Genomic DNA, 21,137 nt, shown 5'->3' with positions numbered 1-21,137 from the left:
ATAATGAGAAGTGGATCACATATAAAGGCCTTACGGCTCCGTAAACTACCGATCCATTAACCTTTATGAGGCAAACGCCATGCACCCACGTTTTCAAGCTGCCTTCGCTCAGCTTGCAGAGAATTTGCAGTCAGCCCTGGCTCCCGTTCTGGCAGATGCACATTTCCCCGCCCTGCTGACGGCGGAGCAGGTCACGGTGCTTAAACAGGCAACCGGGCTGGATGAAGACGCGCTGGCTTTCGCACTGCTGCCCCTGGCTGCCGCCTGCGCCCGGGCCGATCTTTCCCACTTCAACGTCGGCGCCATCGCGCGCGGCGTCAGCGGAACCTGGTACTTCGGCGGGAACATGGAGTTCCTCGGCGCAACCATGCAGCAGACCGTTCACGCCGAGCAGAGCGCCATCAGCCACGCCTGGCTGCGCGGTGAGAAAGCCCTGAGCGCCATCACCGTAAATTACACCCCATGCGGCCACTGCCGCCAGTTTATGAACGAGTTGAACAGCGGGCTGCAGCTGCGCATTAACCTGCCTGGCCGCGCGCCGCACACGCTGGGGGACTACCTGCCTGACGCCTTCGGCCCGAAAGATCTTGAGATTAAAACGCTGCTGATGGACGAGCAGGATCACGGTTTCGCCCTGTCCGGCGATGACCTGAACCAGGCGGCTATACGCGCGGCGAACAAGAGCCACACCCCGTACAGCAAGTCCCCGAGCGGCGTGGCACTGCAGTGCCGCGATGGCCGTATCTTCACCGGCAGCTATGCGGAAAACGCCGCGTTTAACCCAACGCTGCCGCCGCTGCAGGGCGCACTCAACCTGCTGAGCCTGAACGGCTACGATTATCCGGACATTCAGCGTGCCGTTCTGGCCGAAAAGGCCGATGCGCCGCTGATTCAGTGGGATGCCACCGCCGCAACGCTCAAGGCGTTAGGCTGCACGACGATCGACCGCGTCCTGCTGGCGTAAACCTTCCGGCGGACAGAAATGTCCGCCACGTTGCTGAAAAACCCCTCAGTTGAGTCGCTGTTTCTTGCGCTAACCAGGCGGGTAAAGTAGCCTGAGTTAAATTTCATCCACGAACGAGCCATCCCCATGTTAAAGCGCGTTTTTTACAGCCTGTCTGTCCTGGTCGGCATACTGCTGTTTATCGTGCTGGGTCTCGACCGCTGGATGAGCTGGAAAACGGCCCCCTACATCTTTGATGACCTGCAGGATCTCCCCTACCGTCAGGTGGGCGTGGTGCTCGGCACCGCCAAGTATTACCGCACAGGGGTGATCAACCAGTATTACCGCTACCGCATTCAGGGCGCGCTGAACGCCTACAACAGCGGCAAGGTAAACTACCTGCTGCTGAGCGGCGATAACGCGCTGCAAAGCTATAACGAGCCGGTGACGATGCGGAAGGATTTGATTGCCGCGGGCGTGGACCCTGCCGATATCGTGCTCGACTACGCCGGGTTCCGCACCCTGGACTCCATCGTGAGGACCCGTAAGGTCTTCGACACCAACGACTTCATCATCATCACCCAGCGCTTCCACTGCGAGCGCGCGCTGTTTATCGCCCTGCACATGGGCATTCAGGCCCAGTGCTACGCGGTGCCGTCGCCGAAAGATATGCTGAGCGTGCGCGTCCGCGAGTTTGGTGCCCGCTTTGGTGCCCTGGCCGATCTCTATATCTTCAAACGCGAACCGCGCTTTTTAGGCCCTCTGGTGCCCATTCCGGCGATGCATGAAGTGCCGGAAGACGCGCAGGGTTACCCGGCGGTGACGCCAGAGCAGCTGCTGGATATGCAGAAAAAAGAGAAAAAGTAGGCCTGCCTTTATACTTTCTTTACGCCGGCACTGACGCTTTTTATCCCCCCTTTACGCCAGCTCTTTTAACCTGAGTTCACTGCCGCTACGGCTTCATTGAAGAATGACTATGAACTCGATAATGAATGCGTTTTTCCTCAAGAGTCTCCGCCCTTACTTTAACTTTCCCGGATTATCACTCCCCGGCGCACTTAATTCTGGTCTCTGGCTGGATGAAAAAATTGACACCCTGCAGCACAATATTGCCGTGGAAGTGGCCGACTATCTGGAACGCTACCCGCAGACGAAACACGTTGACGTTTACCTGAACGATATCAACGGCACGATGCGCGGCAAGCGCCTCACGGTGGAGAGCATGCTGAGTCTGGAAAAAGGCTGTTATTTTCCGCTTTCCGTCTACTCCATGGATCAGAAGGGAAAAATCGCCGCCCCGCTTTATGATGAACCCGACCGGCTGTGCGTCCCGGTCGCCGGTTCTCTGCGTCCCTGTCCGCAGGATCCGGAGCATACCGCGCAGATCCTGTTGACGATGAAGGACAGCGACGGTAACCCCTGCCCGCTTGAGCCACGCGCGATACTGCAGAACGTCGTGGCCCGCTTCCACCAGCACGGCCTTTTCCCGGTCATTGCCCCGGAAATCGAGTTTTACCTGACGGGACAGGGCGATCGCGATCCGCAAAATCAGGGCTGTTTTCACATGGACACCTCGTCGGCGCACGCGGCGCTTTTTGACGAGCTGGAACAGCTGGCGCACCTTCAGCGCATCCCGCTGTCAGGGGTGGTAGCAGAAGCCGAGTCCGGACAGTACGAATTAAACCTGAAGCACAGCCAGCGCGTCGTAGAGGTCTGTGATAACGTGCTGGCCCTGCGCCGCCTGACCCGCTATGTCGCTGAAAAGCACGGTCTTCAGGCTAACTTTATGGCTAAGCCTTTCAGCCAGCTCTCCGGCAGCGGTTTGCACATCCATTTCAGCCTTAACAACAGCCGTGGCGAGAACGTTTTTGCCTCGCCGGTGAACGCGCTGAGCAGCATGATGCGCTTGTGCATCGCGGGCCAGCTGGCGCTGATGCCCGCCTCCGTCGCCATTCTTGCGCCGGGGGTCAACGCGTTTCGTCGCCTGCGAAAAAACCTGACGGAACCCGTCTTTAACTCGTGGGGCTATAACACCCGCTCCGCTGCCCTGCGCATTCCCTGCTCGGAAGAGAGCAACCGTCGTATCGAGTACCGACTGGCCGGAGCCGATGCGAATCCGTATCTGGTGGCGGCCACAATCCTGACCGGCATGCTGTACGGGCTGGAACATATCGACGAGGGGGAACTCCCGGAACCGCAGCAGGACCAACCGGAACTCCCGCTGTTCCAGCAGGAGGCAATTGAGGCCTTCGCCCGCTGTCAGTATCTCACCGACAGCCTGGGCGACGCCTTTTCCGAACAGTGGGTCGCCTGCAAGCTTTCTGAACTCGAGTGGTTTGAGCGCATTGTGACGCAAGAAGAGTCCCATCTGGCATAGGCCATAAAAAAGCCCGCTCGGTGAGCGGGCCGGGTATGGCGAGTGACGATTACTTCTTACGGGCGTACTTCAGTGAATCCAGCGCCACCGCGAAGATAATGATGGCGCCCTTGATGATGTACTGCCAGTACGGGTTCACGCCAATGTAGGTCAACCCGTAGTTGATGACGGTAAAGATGATCACACCGGTGACCACGCCGAGCACGGTACCCACCCCGCCGCTGAAGGAGACGCCGCCGACCACGCAGGCCGCAATCGCATCCAGCTCGTACATGAAGCCAAGGTTGTTCGTTGCGGAGCCGATACGGCCTGCTTCCAGCATCCCGCCGAAGGCGTAGAACACACCGGACAGCGCGTAAATCATCAGCAGGTTCAGGGCAACGTTTACCCCGGACACTTTCGCCGCTTCCGGGTTACCACCGATAGCGAAGATGTTTTTACCGAAGCGCGTTTTGTTCCACAGGATCCAGACGAACGCCACCGCAATCAGCGCATAGAAGGTAATGTACGACAGGCGGAAGCTGCCCAGCGCGATAAACCCCTGCGTGAAGGTGGAGAAGCCGCTGTCAAAGCCCGAAATCGGCGACGCGCCCACAAAGTCGTAGTACAGGGAGTTGATACCATAAACGATGATCATCGTACCCAGCGTGGTGATAAATGGCGTCACGTTCAGGTAAGCGATGATAATACCGTTGATCAGGCCAATCACCGCCCCGATGGCGCAGACAATCAGGATCACCACGAAAATCGGCATAGTCGCCATCTCCGGGAACACCTTGTTGGCGTTTTCCATCGACTGCAGCAGGGTTGCCGCAATAACCGCCGCCAGGCCGACCTGACGACCGGCAGAAAGGTCCGTCCCCTGGGTGACGATAAGACCCGCCACGCCGAGCGCAATGATGATACGCACGGAGGACTGGGTCAGAATATTACTCAGGTTCAGCAGGCTTAAGAACGTAGGGTCCTGGAAAATAATAATGGCCAGCAGGACTAAAAGAACAACGTAAATACCGCCTTCTTTCAGGTAAGTGAGAAAACTTTTTTTATTTAACGCACTCATGAGGAGCCCCTGATCTTAAAGGTGCAAAGACGCAAGACGCAAAATTTCGTTTTGCGTTGTCGTTTTGGTGTCAACAATACCGGCAACGAGACCATTGCTCATAACCAGAATACGGTCCGTGATCCCTAACAGTTCCGGCATTTCGGAAGAAATAATAATAATCCCTTTATTCTTTTTCGCCAGCTCGGCAATCAGCTGATAAATTTCAAACTTCGCGCCGACGTCAATACCGCGGGTCGGTTCATCCAGCATCAGAATTTCTGGCTGGGTTAATAACCAACGGCCAATAATAACTTTTTGCTGGTTACCACCGGAAAGCGAACCGATTTGGGTACGGTGGCCAGGCGTTTTCACGCGCATGGAGTCAATTACCCACTGGGTATCGCTCTTCATGCGGGAGTTATCCAGCAGCCCGACTTTGTTTTTGTAATTGCGAATATTAGAGATTAACGAGTTAAAGTTAATATCCAGATAAGCATAAATACCGGTCGAACGACGTTCTTCCGTCACCAGCGCAAAACCGTTATTAATGGCTTCGTTGGCATTATGGTTGTTAATTTTCTTCCCGTGCAGCGTGATGGTGCCGTCGGCCTTCTCGCGGATGCCAAACAGGGTTTCCACGATGTCGGTACGCTTTGCCCCTACGAGGCCAGCAATGCCAAGAATTTCGCCTTTGTGAAGGTCGAAAGAAACATCGCGGATGGACGGCTGGCGCAGCGAGGTCAGATTGCGCACTTCCAGGATTACTTCTCCTGGCTTGTTCTCTTTGTCCGGGAAGCGCTGGTTCAGGGAACGGCCGACCATCATGGCGATGATCTTGTCCATGTCCAGCCCTTCAAGCGGCTGCGTGGCAATCCACTGGCCGTCGCGCAGGATGGTAATTTCATCGCACAGCTGGAAGATCTCTTCCATTTTGTGCGAGATGTACACAATGCCGCAGCCGCGTTCTTTCAGCTTACGAATAATGGTAAAAAGGTGATTAACCTCTTTTTCCGTTAATGACGAGGTAGGTTCATCCATGATGACGATTTTCGCATCATAGGAGAACGCTTTGGCAATTTCGATCATCTGCATCTGGGAAACGGATAATGTCCCCACGCGGGCGCGCGGATCGATATCAATATCCAGCTCATCGAAAATCGCTTTGGTGTCGCGATACATTTTATCCTGATCGACAAACACACCTTTAGTTGGGTAACGTCCCAACCACATGTTATCCATTACCGAGCGTTGCAGTACCAGGTTTAATTCCTGGTGAACCATCGAGATACCGTTTTCCAGCGCTTCTTTCGCTGAATGGAAATCGATCTCTTTCCCCTGAAAAAGAATGCTGCCAGAATCTTTTTGATAGATCCCAAAAAGACATTTTAATAACGTTGATTTACCCGCACCGTTCTCCCCCATTAATGCATGAATAGAGTGAGGACGGACTTTTAAATTAACATTATCGAGTGCCTTAACACCGGGGAAGGACTTGTTGACGCCTGTCATTTCCAACAAGTATTCACCGGACGACTGAGTAGTTGTGCTGACCATAATTATACCTTGTTGGCCTCGCATATCGCGTTATAAAAGGGCGCAACGAATTGCGCCCAGTGAAGACAAAACAAAGATCTTATTTACCGATAAACTCAGCCAGGTTGGACTGGTCTACGCCCACGTAAGGCACGCGAACGATTTTGTTGTCAATTTTCCAGTTGGTGCCATCCGCCGCGCCTTTACCGTCGGCGAGGTTTTTCGCCAGATCGAAGGTCGCTTTCGCCTGGTTGTTGGCATCGTTCAGAACGGTACCGGCCATCGCGCCAGATTTAACCAGCGCCAGCGCTTCCGGCAGGGCATCCACGCCAAATACCGGGATGGACGATTTATTGTGGGCTTTCAGCGCTTCAACCGCACCCATTGCCATCGCATCGTTGTTGGCAATGACCACTTCGATTTTGTTCGCGTTCGGGCCAGACAGCCAGGCGTCCATCTTATCTTTCGCCTGAGCGGTGTCCCACATCGCGGTATCTAACGCCAGCTGCTGGGTTTTCAGGCCCTTGTCGTTCAGCTCTTTGATAACATAGGTGGTACGCGCTTCAGCATCCGGGTGGCCAGGTTCGCCTTTCAGCAGCACGAACTGGATCTGACCGTCTTTGTTCAGGTCCCAGTTCGGGTTCGCCGCCCAGTGCTTCGCGATCAGATCGCCCTGAATAATGCCGGACTCTTTAGAGTCAGTACCGACGTAATACGCTTTGTCATAGCTGTCCAGCGCTTTACGGGAAGGTTCTTTGTTGAAGAAGACGATTGGCACGTTCTGGCCGCGCGCTTTCTCAATAACCGTGCCTGCTGCAGCCGGGTCAACCAGGTTGATCGCCAGGGCCTTAACGCCTTTAGCCAGCAGAACGTCGATCTGATCGTTCTGTTTGGACTGGTCGTTCTGGGAGTCATTCATCAGCAGCTGTACGTCTGGCGCTGCTTTCGCATCTTTCTCAATTGCTTTACGCACAACAGACATGAAGTTGTCGTCGTATTTATAGATGGTCACACCAATACGGGTATCCGCAGCGTGCGCTGCTGCACCAAAAAGCATGCTTGCCATTACAGCAGACAGGGTCAACACCTTCTTATTCATGGTATCTCCGGTTTTTTTATGCAGGGTAGTTCTTGTGAATAACGATCGGCAGGCAGGTGTTAATAAAACGTTACTGACAGCCGACGTTCACTTATAAAATTTCTATCTTCCGTGGTCGGTAACGCTCCAGAAATGCGTTTTATTCGTTGTTTGCGGCACATTGGCTATGGTGAAAGCGAATAATCACCGTTACATAGCGTTTCAGCCCCTAAAACGCTGACATCATAGTCAGCGCCTTGTTAAGATACTGTGAATTTACTCACAGATTGAAAACGGTTACATCACCTGGTGTAATCAGTTAGTGATCGGAACCACAATTTGCCGGGCGGCGACGGAATGACGACGCACCAGCGTCGGCATGAAGCAGTGAGTTGCCCCCGGATCCAGCAGCCCTGCCGCTCCCTGTAACGCCAGCTCGGTCGCCAGTTTTGCCATAGAAGCAATGGGATAGCGCACCGTAGTCAGCTGCGGGTCGGTGTAACGGGCAATCGGAATATCATCGAAACCAATCAATGACAAATGCTGTGGCACCGCAATGCCGTTATCCTTCAGCGCAGTCAGCGCGCCTGCCGCCATGCTGTCGTTATAGGCAAACACCGCAGAAAGCTGCAGATTACGGCCCAGCAGTTCCACCATTGCCGCCTCACCGCCCTGCATATCCGGCGTGCCGGTGCCAATCCAGCTTTCTGATGGCGTAATACCGTGCTCTTTCAGGGCGTTTTGCCACCCCTCACGCCGCAGCTCGTCATCTTCAATGTGATGGCTGGAGGCCAGATAGCCGATCCGCTGATGGCCGTTATTGATGAGCATTTTGGTGGCCATCATGGCGCCGCTGACGTTATCCAGCCCGACACAGCGGTGGGCATAGCCCGGGACGATGCGGTTGATTAACACCATGCCCGGGATCTGCTCCATAAACCCGACCAGCTCTTCATCGCTTAAGGCTTTTGAGTGAACAATCAGGGCGTTGCAGCGCTGGCGGATCAGCACTTCAATGGCATAACGCTCCTTTTCCGCCTCGTGATAGCTGTTGCCAATCAGCACGTATTTCTGATGCTGCTGGGCGACCACATCGACCGCTTTCACCAGCGCACCGAAAAAGGCGTCCGAGACATCCATTACCACCACGCCGATGGTATCGCTGACCTGTGTTGCCAGCGCCTGCGCGTTGGCATTTGGCCGGTACCCGAGTTGAGTCACGGCTTTCATTACGGTTTCACGGGTTTCAGGGCTGACCAGCGCGCTGTTGTTCAGCACGCGGGAGACGGTAGCCACAGAAACGCCCGCCAGACGGGCGACGTCACGAATGGTGATCATATTCACCATCCTTCAAAGAATTGCAGCAACTCACAGACACCCCCTGTGTTTAGCAAGGTGGCTATTTTGGCAGCGAGAGAAAGGGGACTACGTGAAGAAGCTCACACTCATGAAAACGCTTACATCCGTTTTGTTAATGATTGTGATCCAGATCGTTATCTGGATGTATTACTCAATGATACCCCCGAAGCATGTGCGGTTAACTGACGCCACACCCACTCCAGCGGTCCCTGGCGGAAATAACGCAGCCAGATGACAGAAAACGCCAGGTTTACTATCCAGACCGGAATAACAAACGCCAGTAGTCCGAGGCGGTCGAATTTCATAAACAGGCCAAAGCGATAGAAAATCGTGGTGCAGATCAGCGTCTGCAGGAGGTAATTGCTTAACGCCATCCGCCCAACGCAGGCTACGGCGCTGACGATCCACAGGCGAGAAAGCTGTGGCCAGAAACCATAGATCAGCGCCGCATAGCCGATGGTCTGGAACGGCGCGCTCAATTCACGCGGCGCCTGCAGCAGGAACGCGCACCAGCGGTAATCCCAGTGAAGGTGCCACTGCGCCATTACCGCCGGAAGGTTAATCAGCACGCCCAGCAGAACCAGCCCCGCGCCGGTGCGGCGGTAGTGCCGCAGGCTGAATTCCCCTTTCAGCCAGCCGGTGCGCATCAGTGACGCGCCCATCAGCATCATGCCCGCCAGCTGCCAGCCGTATTGCGCCCCCAGGGCAAGCAGATTGTCGCCCAGCATATCCGCACGGTTGCTTATCGCTTCCGTACCGCCCTTCAGCTTCCAGTACTGCTCGTACTGGAGGTTAGCGGCGTCCGGGATCCAGGAACGGTTTGTCGCGTCACCGGAGATCAGCCCCAGCAAAAGCAGGACGCCGAGCCCCATGAGATAGAGCATCACGCCGGTGTTAAACAGGCTTTTCACGCTGTGCGCGTCGCGAATCAGCCGCCAGCAGATTAGCCCGACTAACCCATAAGCGAGAAGAATATCACCATCCCAGAAGAACAGGCCGTGGATAAAGCCGAGAATTGCCAGCAGCGTTAAGCGCGACTGGATCCAGCGCGTGCCGCGTTTGAGCAGAAGCTGCAGGCCCGCGCCAAACAGCAGCGCAAACAGCGTGAGGAATTTAACCTGAGCAAACAGGTCGAGGATCGCCCACGTCCAGGCATCACTGCGGGTGATGTCGCCGTACCAGGCGGGATTGAGGTAAGCGGCCTTCGGCAGACCGAAGGCGCTGATATTCAGCAGCAGGATACCCAGAATGGCGACGCCGCGAACAAAATCGAGCGTGACGTTTCGCTCCATGGTCCCTGCCCTGTTTGATTAGTTGTGGTGACGCACGGCGCGCAGGAACTCCTGGCGGGTGTTCTGGCTCGATTTAAACAGGCCACCCAGCGAGGTGGTGGTGGTCGCACTGGTCGCATCACGCACGCCGCGGGCTTTCACGCAGTAGTGCACCGCATCAATTGAGACCGCCACGTTATTGGTACCCAGCAGCGTTTGCAGCGCGATCAGGATCTGCTGCGTCAGACGCTCCTGCACCTGAGGGCGCTGCGCGAAGAACTGCACAATACGGTTGATCTTCGACAGGCCAATCACCGTGTCTTTCGGGATATACGCCACGGTCGCTTTACCGTCGATGGTCACGAAATGGTGCTCGCAGGTGCTGGTCAGCGTAATATCACGGACCGTCACCATCTCATCCACCTTCATCTTGTTTTCGATGACGGTAATTTTCGGGAAGTTGGCGTAATCCAGTCCGGAGAAAATTTCGTCAACGTACATTTTCGCGATACGCTTGGGCGTCTCCATCAGGCTGTCATCGCTCAGATCGAGATTCAGCAGTTGCATGATCTCGGTCATATGCCCGGAAATCAGACTTTTACGGGTTTCATTGTCCATATCCTGAACGGGCGGACGCAGTGGCGTTTCAAGACCGCGCGCGAGCAGGGCTTCGTGGACCAGGGCAGCTTCTTTACTGAGTGATGACATTTTGTTCTCCTGCAGGTGTGGCGTCTTTCGCCCTCGTTGTGGCAAAAGTATGCGCTCATTGTGCGTGAGGCGACGCACATAATCCAGTATTCACGACGATAATTATTGCAATTGCTGTTGCCTTTCAGCGTGGCGATTCCAGACCAGGGCACCCGCGACAAACAGCGCAACGCCAGCCAGCCCCAGCGCAGGCTCCAGACGGTGGGTTAGCCAGGTTGATAACGCCGAGGTCACCGGCCCCACCAATTGCCCGATGGCATACCCGGTGGTGAGCAGCCCCGCCATATAGCGCGTGTGGTTCGGTGCCAGCTCGCGGCCGTATAAAAGAGAGAGCTGCACCGCGCAGAGGAACCCGCCGCCGACCAGCAGCCCGCCCGTCAGCAAGCCGCCAATGCCCGGCAGCAGCCAGGCTGCCAGCACGCCCGCCCCCTGTAACCACAGCACTATCGCCAGCCTGCGGTTAGCCGTTGAGGTGTGGCGCAAAAGAATGCTGAGCGCAATCCCCACCACGGCCGCGGCACCAAAAATCGGCCAGACAAACTGGGCAAACAGGCTGCCGGGAAAACGCACCGCCGCCATTTGCGAAAGGAAGGTCGCCGGAAGGATATAGCCAAATCCCGCCAGGCTATAGCTCCAGACCAGGCGCTTGAGATCCGTCGTCAGCAACAGCGGCTCTGGCGCGCTGCCGGGTCGATGAAGCTGTCCGGAACGCGGCAGATAGCGCGCCACCAGCGCGACCAATACCAGCGCCAGCACGCCGTAGATTTGCCACGCCGCACCGGCCGAAAGGGATTTCGCCTGAATATAGACCGCGAGCAGGCCGCTCAGGGCGATGCCCGCGCCAGGACCGGCAAACACGGCGGCACTGAGCCCCGGTTTACCCAGCTGCCCCAGCCGCTCGTTGCTCCAGGCGGCAATCAGCACCATTGACCAGCCGCTCATGCAGCCAATCACAAAGCGCAGCAGGCCGTGCACAACGGCGTTATCCGCGGCGGCGGAGAGCAGGGTCAGCGCAACCGCACCGGTGATGCCAAGCCAGAGTCGCGTTTCAACAAAGCGGTGCGCCCGCATGGCATCCCATGCGCCCACCAGATAGCCCAGATAATTCATCGCCGCCACCAGACCTGCGCTGGTGAGCGTGAGTTGCCCGGCGGCAATCATCAGTGGCACTTGAGGCGTAAAGGCGAAGCGCCCTATCCCCATCGCCACCACCAGAACGACAAACCCACTAAGCGCAATACGCAGCGCCATGACCGCTCCAATTGTTAAAGAAAAGTAAATTTATGATGCAGCATCTCGCCGCTCCGCGAAAGTGAAAGTTGCTCACAGGTAAATGAAAACGCTGTATTATGGCTCTAATGAATAGCTATTCTCATTAAGGAGCCCTGCATGGAACTGCTCGAAGAGCACCGTTGTTTTGAAGGTCGACAGCAGCGCTGGCGGCACGACTCCACCACGCTGAACTGTGCTATGACGTTCAGCATTTTCCTGCCCCCGACGGAAAATCCGCCGGTTCTGTTCTGGCTTTCAGGCCTGACGTGTAATGACGAAAACTTCACTACCAAAGCGGGCGCGCAGCGTATTGCGGCCGAGCTGGGCATTGCGCTGGTGATGCCCGACACCAGCCCGCGCGGCGATGATGTGGCGGACGATGCCGGGTACGATCTGGGCAAAGGTGCCGGATTTTATCTCAACGCCACCGAGCAGCCGTGGGCGAGCCATTACCGCATGTATGACTACATTCGCGACGAGCTGCCAGCGCTGATTAAGGCCGAATTTACGGTGCGCGACCGCTGCGCCATCAGCGGCCACTCCATGGGCGGGCACGGGGCGTTAATCATGGCGCTGAAAAACCCGGGGAAATACACCAGCGTCTCTGCGTTCGCGCCGATTGTGAACCCAACGCAGGTGCCGTGGGGACAAAAAGCTTTCACAAACTATCTGGGTAAAGATGAAGAGAAATGGCAGGAATGGGACAGCTGCGCGCTGATGCTGGCAAGCCGGACGGAAGATGCGATTCCGATGCTTATCGACCAGGGTGATGCGGATCAGTTCCTCGCCGGACAGTTACAGCCTGCGGTTCTGGCTGAAGCGGCGCGCCAGAAGGACTGGCCGCTGACGCTGCGCATTCAGCCCGGGTATGACCACAGCTATTACTTTATGGCGTCCTTTATTGAAGATCATCTCCGCTTCCATGCGGTACATCTGTTCAGGTAAGTTCAGCCTTTTTGCCCGGTAGCCTCCTGCATACCGGGCCTTTCCCCTCCCCCTCATTTACATAGTTCTATCCGCTTGAATCCAGGCTGGTTTCCTTTCACTCTCCTCAAACACAAATGATTTCAATTATCATTTGTGTTTACAATTCTTCATTCTTTTGTACAATTTCAGGCTCTTCTCCATCTTAAAGAGTTCTTAAAAGACAAAAACATACAGTTCTCAGGGTTATCCCGATGGAGTTTTATTCATTTTTATACGGAATGTACAAATGACAATACCCCGCATTAAGCTCCTGGCCGTCGCCGTTGGCGCTGCCACATTCACCCCTCTCGTTCACGCAGCCGATCAGGACACCGTTGTCGTCACCGCGACGGGTTTTGAACAAAAGATCCAGAATGCCCCCGCCTCCATCTCTGTTATTTCGAAACAGCAGATTGAAGATAAAGCCTACCGTGATGTTACCGATGCCCTGAGAGACGTCCCGGGCGTGGTCGTCACCGGCGGCGGGAGTAGCAGTGATATCAGCATTCGCGGCATGGCATCTCAGTACACCTTGTTCCTCGTGAACGGCAAACGCGTCAGTACGCGAAGCACCCGCCCAAACAGCGACAACTCGGGTATTGAACAAGGCTGGCTGCCGCCGCTGGAGTCCATTGAGCGCATTGAGGTTATCCGCGGCCCGATGTCCTCACTTTACGGCTCCGATGCGATGGGTGGCGTCATCAACGTTATTACCAAAAAAGTCTCAAACACTAAAGCCTGGACCGGTTCGTTGCACGGCGATGCAACCTTCCAGGAAAACCATGATTCCGGCGATATCTTCCAGACCAACGCCTACGCTTCTGGTCCGCTGATTGACGGTCTGCTTGGCGCAAAAGTGACGGGGCTGTTGTCACGCCGCGCCGAAGATAAAATCGTGAACGGGTATAACGAGCAGAAAATGCGTAACGGTGGCATTACCCTGAACTTCACCCCGGATGAGAAGAACGATTTCGATCTTGATTTTGCTCGCGAGCTTCAGGACAGAAACAGCACGCCAGGGATGTCGAAAGCGGCTGAAACCTGCCGGGGAACGACCTGTACGCCAAATACTAAAAGCGACTCACGCTATGAGCACACAACTTACTCCTTAACCCACAGCGGGTATTACGACGACTTCAATACCACCAGCTATATCCAGCAGGAAGAGACCAATAATCCAGGTCGCAAAATGCGCTCGTATAACACCACCTTCAACAACCAGAACCAGATTTTCCTCGGCGATCATACGTTGACCCTCGGCGGGCAGTATCGGTATGAGAAACTGCGCGACGAGGGCAATCAGCTGGAAGCTGCGGACGGCCTGAACAAACTGACGCGCTGGAGCTGGGCCCTGTTTGCCGAAGATGAATGGTCAATGACGGAAAGCTTTACATTGACCGGCGGCCTGCGTATGGACAAAGACCAAAACTACGGGACGAACTGGACGCCGCGCGGTTACGGCGTATGGCACCTGGCCGATCACTGGACGTTGAAAGGCGGGGTTTCGGCTGGCTATCGTGCGCCGGATCTGCGGCAGTCGTCTGCCAGTTGGGGCCAGGTAACGGGTGGCGGCCGTCTTGACGGTATCATCGTTGGCAACCCGGATCTGAAACCAGAGAAGAGCCTGAGCGAAGAGCTCGCCCTGCTCTGGGATAACAACGATAACCTGAATGCCGGCGTGACGCTGTTTAATACCGACTTCAAGGACAAGATTACGGAAGTTCGCCGCTGTAACAGCAGCGCCGATCCCGCCTGTACGATTGGCGATCACAGCTATGATTTCGTGAGCGACCGCGTTAACGTGGACAAAGCCAACATGCGCGGCGTGGAGTCCTCCTTCGGCTGGAAAATCTCGCGCGATGTAAACTGGACCGCAAACTATACCTATACCGAATCTGAGCAGAAGAGCGGTCAGTTCTCAGGCAAGCCGCTGAACAAGATGCCGAAGCACATGTTCAACACCACCCTGGACTGGCAGGCGACACCCGACGTAGGTTTCTGGAGCCGTCTGAACCTTCGCGGTAAAACGTCTGAGTACCTGAGCCGCACGTCAATGTCCCAGGGCACACCGTCCTACACTCAGGTTGATGTCGGCCTGCGCTACAACGCGAACAAAAACCTGCTGGTTACCGCCGGTGTGTATAACGTGCTGGATAAGCAGATTGACTACGACACGTATGACACCGTGCTGGACGGGCGTCGCTATACGGTTGGCATGACCTACAGCTTCTGATCTGCCCATAAAAAAGCCCGCTCGGTTGAGCGGGCTGAAAGAGAGGAAGCGCGGTTATTGTTTAAATCGTTCCGGGAAATCCATTTCACTGTAGCGAACGAAGCGGGTTCCTTTCGTCAGTTTGTAGCCAAACCAGATGATCAGGAACAGCGGAATACCAATGTAGGTCGCCGTGACGGCACCCCAGTCAATGGTGTCCGCAAGGAAGGCCTCATAGTTCTGACCCAGAGTAATGATCAGGCACAGAACGAAGGCGAAAATCGGCCCCAGCGGGAAGAACCCTGAACGGTACGGCAGGTTATTCAGGTCATGACCCTGCATGACGTAGCCGCGACGGAAACGGTAGTGGCTGATGGCAATGCCCAGCCAGGCGATAAAGCCCGTCATCCCGGAGGTGTTAAGCAGCCACAGGTACACCGTCTGGTTGCCGAACATGGAGGTCAGGAAGCACAGGCCGGCAATCACCGTGGTGGCATACAGCGCGTTGCGCGGTACACCGCCGCGGGACAGTTTCGAGAAAATGCGCGGCGCTTTGCCGTCGCAGGCCAGGGTATAAAGCATACGGGTGGAGGCGTACATGCCGGAGTTACCCGCCGACAGCACCGCCGTCAGGATCACCGCATTCATTACCGCCGCCGCTGAGAGCAGGCCCGCGTGCTGGAAGACCAGGGTGAACGGGCTGACGCTGATGTCTTTCACGTCGTTACGCAGCAGGCTTGGATCGGTATACGGAATGATCAGGCTGATAATCAAAATAGCGAACACGTAGAACAGCAGGATACGCCAGAACACCTGACGCACCGCGCGCGGAATGTTCTTCTCCGGGTTTTCGGATTCACCGGCCGCGATACCAATCAGCTCCGTGCCCTGGAAGGAGAAGCCGACAATCATCGCCACGCCAATCATCGCCGAGAAGCCCCCGGCAAACGGCGCATCGCCGATGGTCCAGTTACTCCAGCCCGCAGGTTCAGCCCCTTTGAAAATACCCACGATCATCGCCACGCCGACGACGATAAAGATGATGACGGTTGCCACTTTGATCAAAGAGAACCAGTATTCCGCTTCGCCAAAGCCGCGCACGGAGATGTAGTTCAGCAGGAAGATGACGGCGAGGAACAGGGCGCTCCAGATCCAGCCCGGCGTGTCCGGGAACCACCAGGTCATCACCAGCTGCGCGGCGACGAGGTCCACGGCGATGGTGACGGCCCAATTGTACCAGTAGTTCCAGCCCAGCGCGAAGCCGAAGCCTTCCTCAACGTATTTTTGTCCGTAGGTCGAAAACGAACCTGACACCGGCATGTATGCCGCCAGTTCGCCCAGGCTGGTCATCAGGAAATAAACCATCAGGCCAATCAGGATATAAGAGAATAATGCCCCACCCGGGCCGGCTGCCGAAATCGTTGCGCCAGAGGCAACGAAAAGACCTGTACCGATTGAGCCGCCAATGGCGATCATCGTCAGGTGACGCGCCTTGAGTTCACGACGTAGCGTGGGCGCTTCTGTGGTTTTAGTTTCTGAAACCATGTGAAAATGCTGTCCATTTAATAAATGAGGCGCGATTGTAGCAGACGATCTGCGTTCCTTCCGGCAGAAATACCCTGTTATAAGAGAGCTTCATGACGCGTCCAGGATTATAAGTAACGCATTATTTTTCCCTCTCCCCTTTGGGGTGAGGGGCGCTTTTACATCTCGCAGTAGCGCAGAAAACGCTGCAGCGAACTGGACAAGTGTTTCTGACGATGGTGGATGCACCACAGCGTGCGCACCAGTTTTGGCAGCGGAACGGGGATTTCCACCAGCGATCCGGTCTCCAGCTGTTCGGCAATCACCCGCCGGGAAAGACAGCTGATGCCCAGGCCATGACGCACCGCGTGCTTAATCGCCTCTGAGTTTCCCAGCTCCATTCCCAGCTGGAAATGCGGCAGATGCGACAGCAGCAGGTAGTCGACAATCTCGCGCGTGCCGGAACCCTGCTCGCGGAGGATCCACTGCGCCTGCGCCAGCCGCTCCAGCGTCACCTCGCCCTGCAATAACGACGAGGCCGGAGACGCAAACACCACCAGCTCATCCTCCAGCCAGGGCTCGGCAATGATATCGACGTTGTGGCAAGGACCTTCGATAAGTCCGATATCCACGCGGAAATCAATCACCGCGTTGATCACGTCCTGGCTGTTACCCACGCTCATCTCCAGCGGCAGGGTCGGGAAATCCCGGCGGTAGCGGGCAATCACTTCCGGCAGGATGTAGTTGCCGATGGTGCTGCTGGCAAATACGCGGATCGCGCCGTTGTCCTCGCGGAACAGTTGCTCGATTTCAATAGCCTGCTCCAGCAGCGCCAGCGCGCGCGGGTAAAGCAGGCGGCCATGTTCGTTGACCACCAGTCGCTTCCCTACCCTGTCAAACAGCTGGACGCCCAGCTGACCTTCGAGATCGGTCAACGCCGCGCTGACGGCAGACTGCGAGAGTGCCAGCATTTGTGACGCCTGGGTCGTCGAGCCGCTTTTCAGCACCTCGGCAAACACTTCCAGCTGACGCAATGTAATGTGCATGGTTGCTTACCACTTATAAAGATTGATTATAAATATATAATCAATTTTATTTTTAAGCCAGCGCGCCGTAACCTTTAGCCAGACAAAGGAGAAGGTTATGTCAGAAATCACCTTACAACATCATCGTACAGTGTGGCACTTCGTGCCCGGCCTTGCGCTCAGCGCCGTCGTCACCGGCGTGGCCTTATGGGGCGGCAGTATTCCGGCAGTGGCCGGTGCAGGGTTCAGCGCGTTAACGCTGGCCATTTTGCTCGGCATGGTGGTCGGGAACACCGTTTACCCCCATATCTGGAAATCCTGTGACGGCGGCGTGATTTTCGCCAAGCAGCATTTATTACGTCTCGGGATTATCCTTTACGGCTTCCGTCTCACCTTTTCGCAGATTGCGGACGTGGGCGTCAGCGGGATTGCCATCGACGTCCTGACGCTGACCAGCACCTTTTTACTGGCGTGCTTTATCGGTCAGAAAGTGTTTGGCCTGGATAAGCAAACCAGCTGGTTAATCGGCGCAGGCAGCAGCATCTGCGGCGCGGCGGCAGTGCTGGCAACAGAACCCGTCGTTAAAGCCGAAGCCAGTAAAGTGACGGTGGCGGTCGCGACGGTGGTTATCTTCGGTACGCTGGCAATCTTCCTGTATCCGGCCATGTACCCGCTGGTGGCGCACTGGTTTAGCCCGGAAACCTACGGCATCTATATTGGCTCAACCATGCACGAAGTGGCGCAGGTGGTGGCGGCAGGTCACGCCATTAACCCGGAAGCGGAAAACGCGGCGGTCATTGCCAAAATGCTGCGCGTGATGATGCTGGCCCCGTTCCTGATTTTCCTCGCGGCCCGTGTTAAACAGCTGGCACCGGCTGGCGGCAGCGAGAAGAGCAAAATCACCATTCCGTGGTTTGCGATCCTGTTCATCGTGGTCGCTATCTTTAACTCCTTCCACCTGCTGCCAAAAGCGGTAGTGGAGATGCTGGAGACGCTGGATACGGTGCTGCTGGCGATGGCGATGGCGGCGCTGGGGGTGACCACGCACGTCAGCGCGCTGAAAAAAGCCGGTGCGAAGCCGCTGCTGATGGCGCTGGTGCTCTTCATCTGGCTGATTGTCGGCGGCGGTGCGATTAACCTCGCCGTGCACAGCCTGATGGCATAAACCATCTCGTCCTTCTCCTGTTAACCCGCTATCATAAGCGTTTCGGGTTAACAGGAGTTTTTTTATGAAATACGTTGGAGCGCACGTCAGCGCTGCAGGTGGCCTGGCGAATGCCGCCATTCGCGCCGCCGAAATTGAGGCGACCGCTTTCGCCCTGTTCACCAAAAACCAGCGCCAGTGGCGCGCCGCGCCGCTCACCGCTGAGGTCATTGACGATTTCAAAGCCGCCTGTGAAAAATACCATTACGGGCCGGGCCAGATCCTTCCCCACGACAGCTATCTGATTAACCTCGGGCATCCGGTGCAGGAAGCGCTGGATAAGTCCCGCGAGGCGTTCCTTGATGAAGTGCAGCGCTGCGAACAGCTCGGGCTGACGCTGCTGAACTTCCATCCGGGTAGTCATCTGATGCAGATTGATGAAGATGCCTGTCTGGCGCGCATTGCCGAATCCATCAACATGACGCTGGATAAGACCAAAGGCGTCACCGCAGTGATTGAAAACACGGCTGGTCAGGGCAGCAACCTCGGCTTTAGGTTTGAACATCTGGCGGCAATCATTGACGGCGTGGAAGATAAGTCTCGCGTGGGCGTGTGCATTGATACCTGCCACGCGTTTGCCGCCGGGTATGACCTGCGCACAACCGAGGCAACGAAAAATACTTTCGAGGAGTTCGAGCGCGTTGTTGGCTTTAAATATCTTCGCGGTATGCACCTGAACGATGCGAAAAGCGCGTTCGGCAGCCGCGTTGACCGCCACCACAGCCTGGGCGAAGGCAATATCGGTCACGATGCCTTCCGCTTTATTATGCAGGACGCCCGCTTCGACGGTATTCCGATGGTGCTGGAAACCATCAATCCGGATATCTGGGCGGAGGAGATTGCCTGGCTGAAGGCGCAGCAAACCGCAGAACAGGCGGCATAAAAAAAGCCGGGTTGCATTAGCACCCGGCTTTTTTATTGCTTAGTGCTTACGCTGCTTTTGCCACAACTTCCGCTTCCGGACGTTTCAGCACCGCGTAAGACAGGCCTGCCACCAGCGTACCGGCAATAATCGCCAGCAGATAACCCAGTACCGGGGTGATGGCGCCAGGGATCAGCAGGACGAACAGACCGCCGTGCGGCGCCATCAGCTTCGCGCCAATCGCCATGGAGATGGCACCCGTTACCGCGCCGCCGACGATGCAGCACGGCAGAACACGCATTGGGTCACGCGCCGCGAACGGAATCGCACCTTCGGTGATGAAGCACAGGCCCAGCACCAGCGCCGCTTTACCGCCTTCCTGCTGCGCTTTGTCGAACTTACGACGGGCAATAATCGTCGCCAGGCCAAGCGCCAGCGGTGGCACCATACCGGCCGCCATGATCGCCGCCATCGGCGCGTAAGTCTGGGTACTCAGCAGGCCAACGCCAAAGGCGTATGCCGCTTTGTTCACCGGGCCACCCATGTCGGTACACATCATGCCGCCGAGGATTGCGCCCAGCAGCACCGCGTTCGCCGTGCCCATGGTTTGCAGCCAGTGGGTCAGGCCCGCCAGGATACCCGCAACCGGCTTACCAATCAGGTAGATCATCGCCAGACCGACCACCAGGCTGGAGATGAGCGGAATGATCAGGATTGGCTTCAGCGCCTCCATACTCTGCGGCAGCTTCAGCTTCGAGCTAATCAGCTTCGCGACGTAACCCGCGAGGAAACCGGCGATGATACCGCCAATAAAGCCGGAGCCGGTGCTCACCGCCAGCATACCGCCGATAAGACCAGGGGTCAGACCCGGACGGTCAGCAATGGAGAAGGCGATAAAGCCCGCCAGCACTGGCACCATCAGCGCGAACGCTGAACCGCCGCCGATCTGCATCAGCGCAGCCGCAAGCGTCCCTTCTTCTTTAAATGCCGTAATACCAAACGCGAACGACAGTGCGATACACAGGCCGCCCGCAACCACCATCGGCAGCATGTAGGACACGCCGGTCAGCAGGTGACGGTATGCGCCCGCAGACTCTTTTTTGCCTTCGGTCGGCGTTTTTGCTGCACCGGTGGCCTGATACGGTTTGGCTTCTGCCAGGGCCTTATCAAACTCCTGCGCGGTCTTTTTCAGCGCCAGGCCGGTAGAGGTGCGGTACATCGGTTTGCCGGCAAATTTCGCCAGATCCACTTCGATATCTGCCGCCACAATCACCAGATCGGCCTCAGCGACCTCTTCCGGCGTAATGGCATTGCCCGCCCCCACGGAGCCACGGGTTTCAACCTTCACCCACCAGCCGCGTTTTTTCGCTTCGGTTTCAATGGCTTCAGCCGCCATAAAGGTGTGCGCCACGCCCGTCGGGCAGGCCGTGACCGCGACAACACGTTTCGGACCCGAGGCCGCAGCCGGAGCCGCTGCGACAGGCGCGCTGTAGACTGTCGCGTGACCTTTCGCTTCGCTCAGGAACAGTTCCGGGTGTGCCACCGCGCGATTAATATCGCCCAGCCACACTTTTTTGCCGTTCAGCGCGCTGTCAGCGGGAATTTTATCGCCCAGGACAATCGCCAGTTCGGCATCGCCTGGGTTATCAATGATGTCCAGGTGTGCTTTTTGTGCCGCCGCGCCCAGCAGGGTCTTCGCCATGTAGGCGCGAGCCTGTCCGAGACCGGAGTCAATGATCAGCAGCGTTTTCATTATTCCTC

Annotated in this window: 17 protein-coding genes; 7 read left to right on the top strand and 10 right to left on the bottom strand. The window is 56.4% G+C overall.

The genetic code is table 11. From position 1 onward, the window contains the following. Positions 1-79: 79 nt before the first annotated feature. The 3 genes from cdd to IM294_RS17130 all read left to right on the top strand — a co-directional run bounded on the left by cdd (position 80) and on the right by IM294_RS17130 (position 3,320). Positions 80-964: a cytidine deaminase gene (gene cdd / locus IM294_RS17140; protein ID WP_048958063.1), complete on the top strand. Its 885-nt coding sequence runs from the start codon at positions 80-82 to the stop codon at positions 962-964. 126 nt (positions 965-1,090) lie between these two features. Then, on the top strand, positions 1,091-1,810 hold the full coding sequence (sanA, locus tag IM294_RS17135) for an outer membrane permeability protein SanA (protein WP_028013857.1): 720 nt from the start codon (positions 1,091-1,093) through the stop codon (positions 1,808-1,810). A 121-nt stretch (positions 1,811-1,931) separates the two neighbouring features. Beyond that, positions 1,932-3,320: a glutamine synthetase family protein gene (locus IM294_RS17130; protein ID WP_126818260.1), complete on the top strand. Its 1,389-nt coding sequence runs from the start codon at positions 1,932-1,934 to the stop codon at positions 3,318-3,320. 49 nt (positions 3,321-3,369) lie between these two features. Here IM294_RS17130 and mglC read toward each other — a convergent pair whose 3' ends face one another. The 7 genes from mglC to IM294_RS17095 form a co-directional block, all read right to left on the bottom strand. Continuing rightward, positions 3,370-4,380, bottom strand: a complete 1,011-nt coding sequence (mglC, locus tag IM294_RS17125; protein WP_013097952.1) for a galactose/methyl galactoside ABC transporter permease MglC — start codon at positions 4,378-4,380, stop codon at positions 3,370-3,372. Between the two features lie 15 nt (positions 4,381-4,395). Continuing rightward, positions 4,396-5,916, bottom strand: coding sequence for a galactose/methyl galactoside ABC transporter ATP-binding protein MglA (gene mglA, locus IM294_RS17120; RefSeq protein WP_028013859.1), 1,521 nt, complete (start codon positions 5,914-5,916; stop codon positions 4,396-4,398). 79 nt (positions 5,917-5,995) lie between these two features. Continuing rightward, positions 5,996-6,994 carry a galactose/glucose ABC transporter substrate-binding protein MglB gene (mglB, locus tag IM294_RS17115; RefSeq protein WP_008500923.1) on the bottom strand — a complete coding sequence of 333 codons (999 nt, stop codon included), beginning with the start codon at positions 6,992-6,994 and terminating at the stop codon, positions 5,996-5,998. Positions 6,995-7,288: 294 nt separating this feature from the next. Next, a complete protein-coding gene (gene galS, locus IM294_RS17110; RefSeq protein WP_048960194.1) occupies positions 7,289-8,311 on the bottom strand; it encodes an HTH-type transcriptional regulator GalS in 1,023 nt (340 codons plus the stop codon). 155 nt (positions 8,312-8,466) lie between these two features. Next, positions 8,467-9,624: a DUF418 domain-containing protein YeiB gene (gene yeiB, locus IM294_RS17105; RefSeq protein WP_045259731.1), complete on the bottom strand. Its 1,158-nt coding sequence runs from the start codon at positions 9,622-9,624 to the stop codon at positions 8,467-8,469. Between the two features lie 18 nt (positions 9,625-9,642). Continuing rightward, on the bottom strand, positions 9,643-10,311 hold the full coding sequence (gene folE, locus IM294_RS17100) for a GTP cyclohydrolase I FolE (RefSeq protein WP_023330924.1): 669 nt from the start codon (positions 10,309-10,311) through the stop codon (positions 9,643-9,645). Positions 10,312-10,413: 102 nt separating this feature from the next. After that, a complete protein-coding gene (locus IM294_RS17095) occupies positions 10,414-11,562 on the bottom strand; it encodes a YbfB/YjiJ family MFS transporter (RefSeq protein WP_045259730.1) in 1,149 nt (382 codons plus the stop codon). A gap of 138 nt (positions 11,563-11,700) precedes the next feature. Here IM294_RS17095 and fghA point away from each other — a divergent pair, with 138 nt between their 5' ends. Both fghA and IM294_RS17085 read left to right on the top strand, forming a co-directional pair. After that, positions 11,701-12,528, top strand: coding sequence for an S-formylglutathione hydrolase (gene fghA, locus IM294_RS17090; RefSeq protein ID WP_126818207.1), 828 nt, complete (start codon positions 11,701-11,703; stop codon positions 12,526-12,528). Between the two features lie 268 nt (positions 12,529-12,796). After that, entirely contained in the window at positions 12,797-14,782 is a 1,986-nt protein-coding gene (locus IM294_RS17085; RefSeq protein ID WP_126300529.1) for a ligand-gated channel protein, read from the top strand. A gap of 54 nt (positions 14,783-14,836) precedes the next feature. Here IM294_RS17085 and IM294_RS17080 read toward each other — a convergent pair whose 3' ends face one another. Together IM294_RS17080 and yieE are read right to left on the bottom strand one after the other, a co-directional pair. Next, the gene (locus tag IM294_RS17080; protein WP_028013865.1) at positions 14,837-16,306 is read right to left on the bottom strand and encodes an amino acid permease; all 1,470 of its coding nucleotides are present in this window, start codon (positions 16,304-16,306) and stop codon (positions 14,837-14,839) included. 158 nt (positions 16,307-16,464) lie between these two features. After that, positions 16,465-17,331, bottom strand: coding sequence for a DNA-binding transcriptional regulator YeiE (gene yieE / locus IM294_RS17075; protein WP_045629869.1), 867 nt, complete (start codon positions 17,329-17,331; stop codon positions 16,465-16,467). Between the two features lie 97 nt (positions 17,332-17,428). On the opposite strand from yieE, the gene IM294_RS17070 reads away from it, so the two are divergent. Then, positions 17,429-18,475 carry a YeiH family protein gene (locus IM294_RS17070; protein WP_126818206.1) on the top strand — a complete coding sequence of 349 codons (1,047 nt, stop codon included), beginning with the start codon at positions 17,429-17,431 and terminating at the stop codon, positions 18,473-18,475. Between the two features lie 64 nt (positions 18,476-18,539). Next, positions 18,540-19,397 (top strand): deoxyribonuclease IV, encoded by an 858-nt coding sequence (gene nfo / locus IM294_RS17065; RefSeq protein WP_041909003.1) that lies wholly within the window; start codon positions 18,540-18,542, stop codon positions 19,395-19,397. Between the two features lie 46 nt (positions 19,398-19,443). On the opposite strand, the gene fruA is transcribed toward nfo, so the two are convergent. After that, positions 19,444-21,129: a PTS fructose transporter subunit IIBC gene (gene fruA, locus IM294_RS17060; protein ID WP_049137307.1), complete on the bottom strand. Its 1,686-nt coding sequence runs from the start codon at positions 21,127-21,129 to the stop codon at positions 19,444-19,446. Positions 21,130-21,137: the final 8 nt, after the last annotated feature.

The sequence above is a fragment of the Enterobacter cloacae complex sp. P43RS genome (assembly GCF_014930585.1).
Classification (GTDB): Bacteria; Pseudomonadota; Gammaproteobacteria; order Enterobacterales; family Enterobacteriaceae; genus Enterobacter; species Enterobacter bugandensis.
The sequence above is the reverse complement of the archived record's forward strand: the minus strand, read 5'-3'. Positions and strand labels throughout refer to the sequence as shown.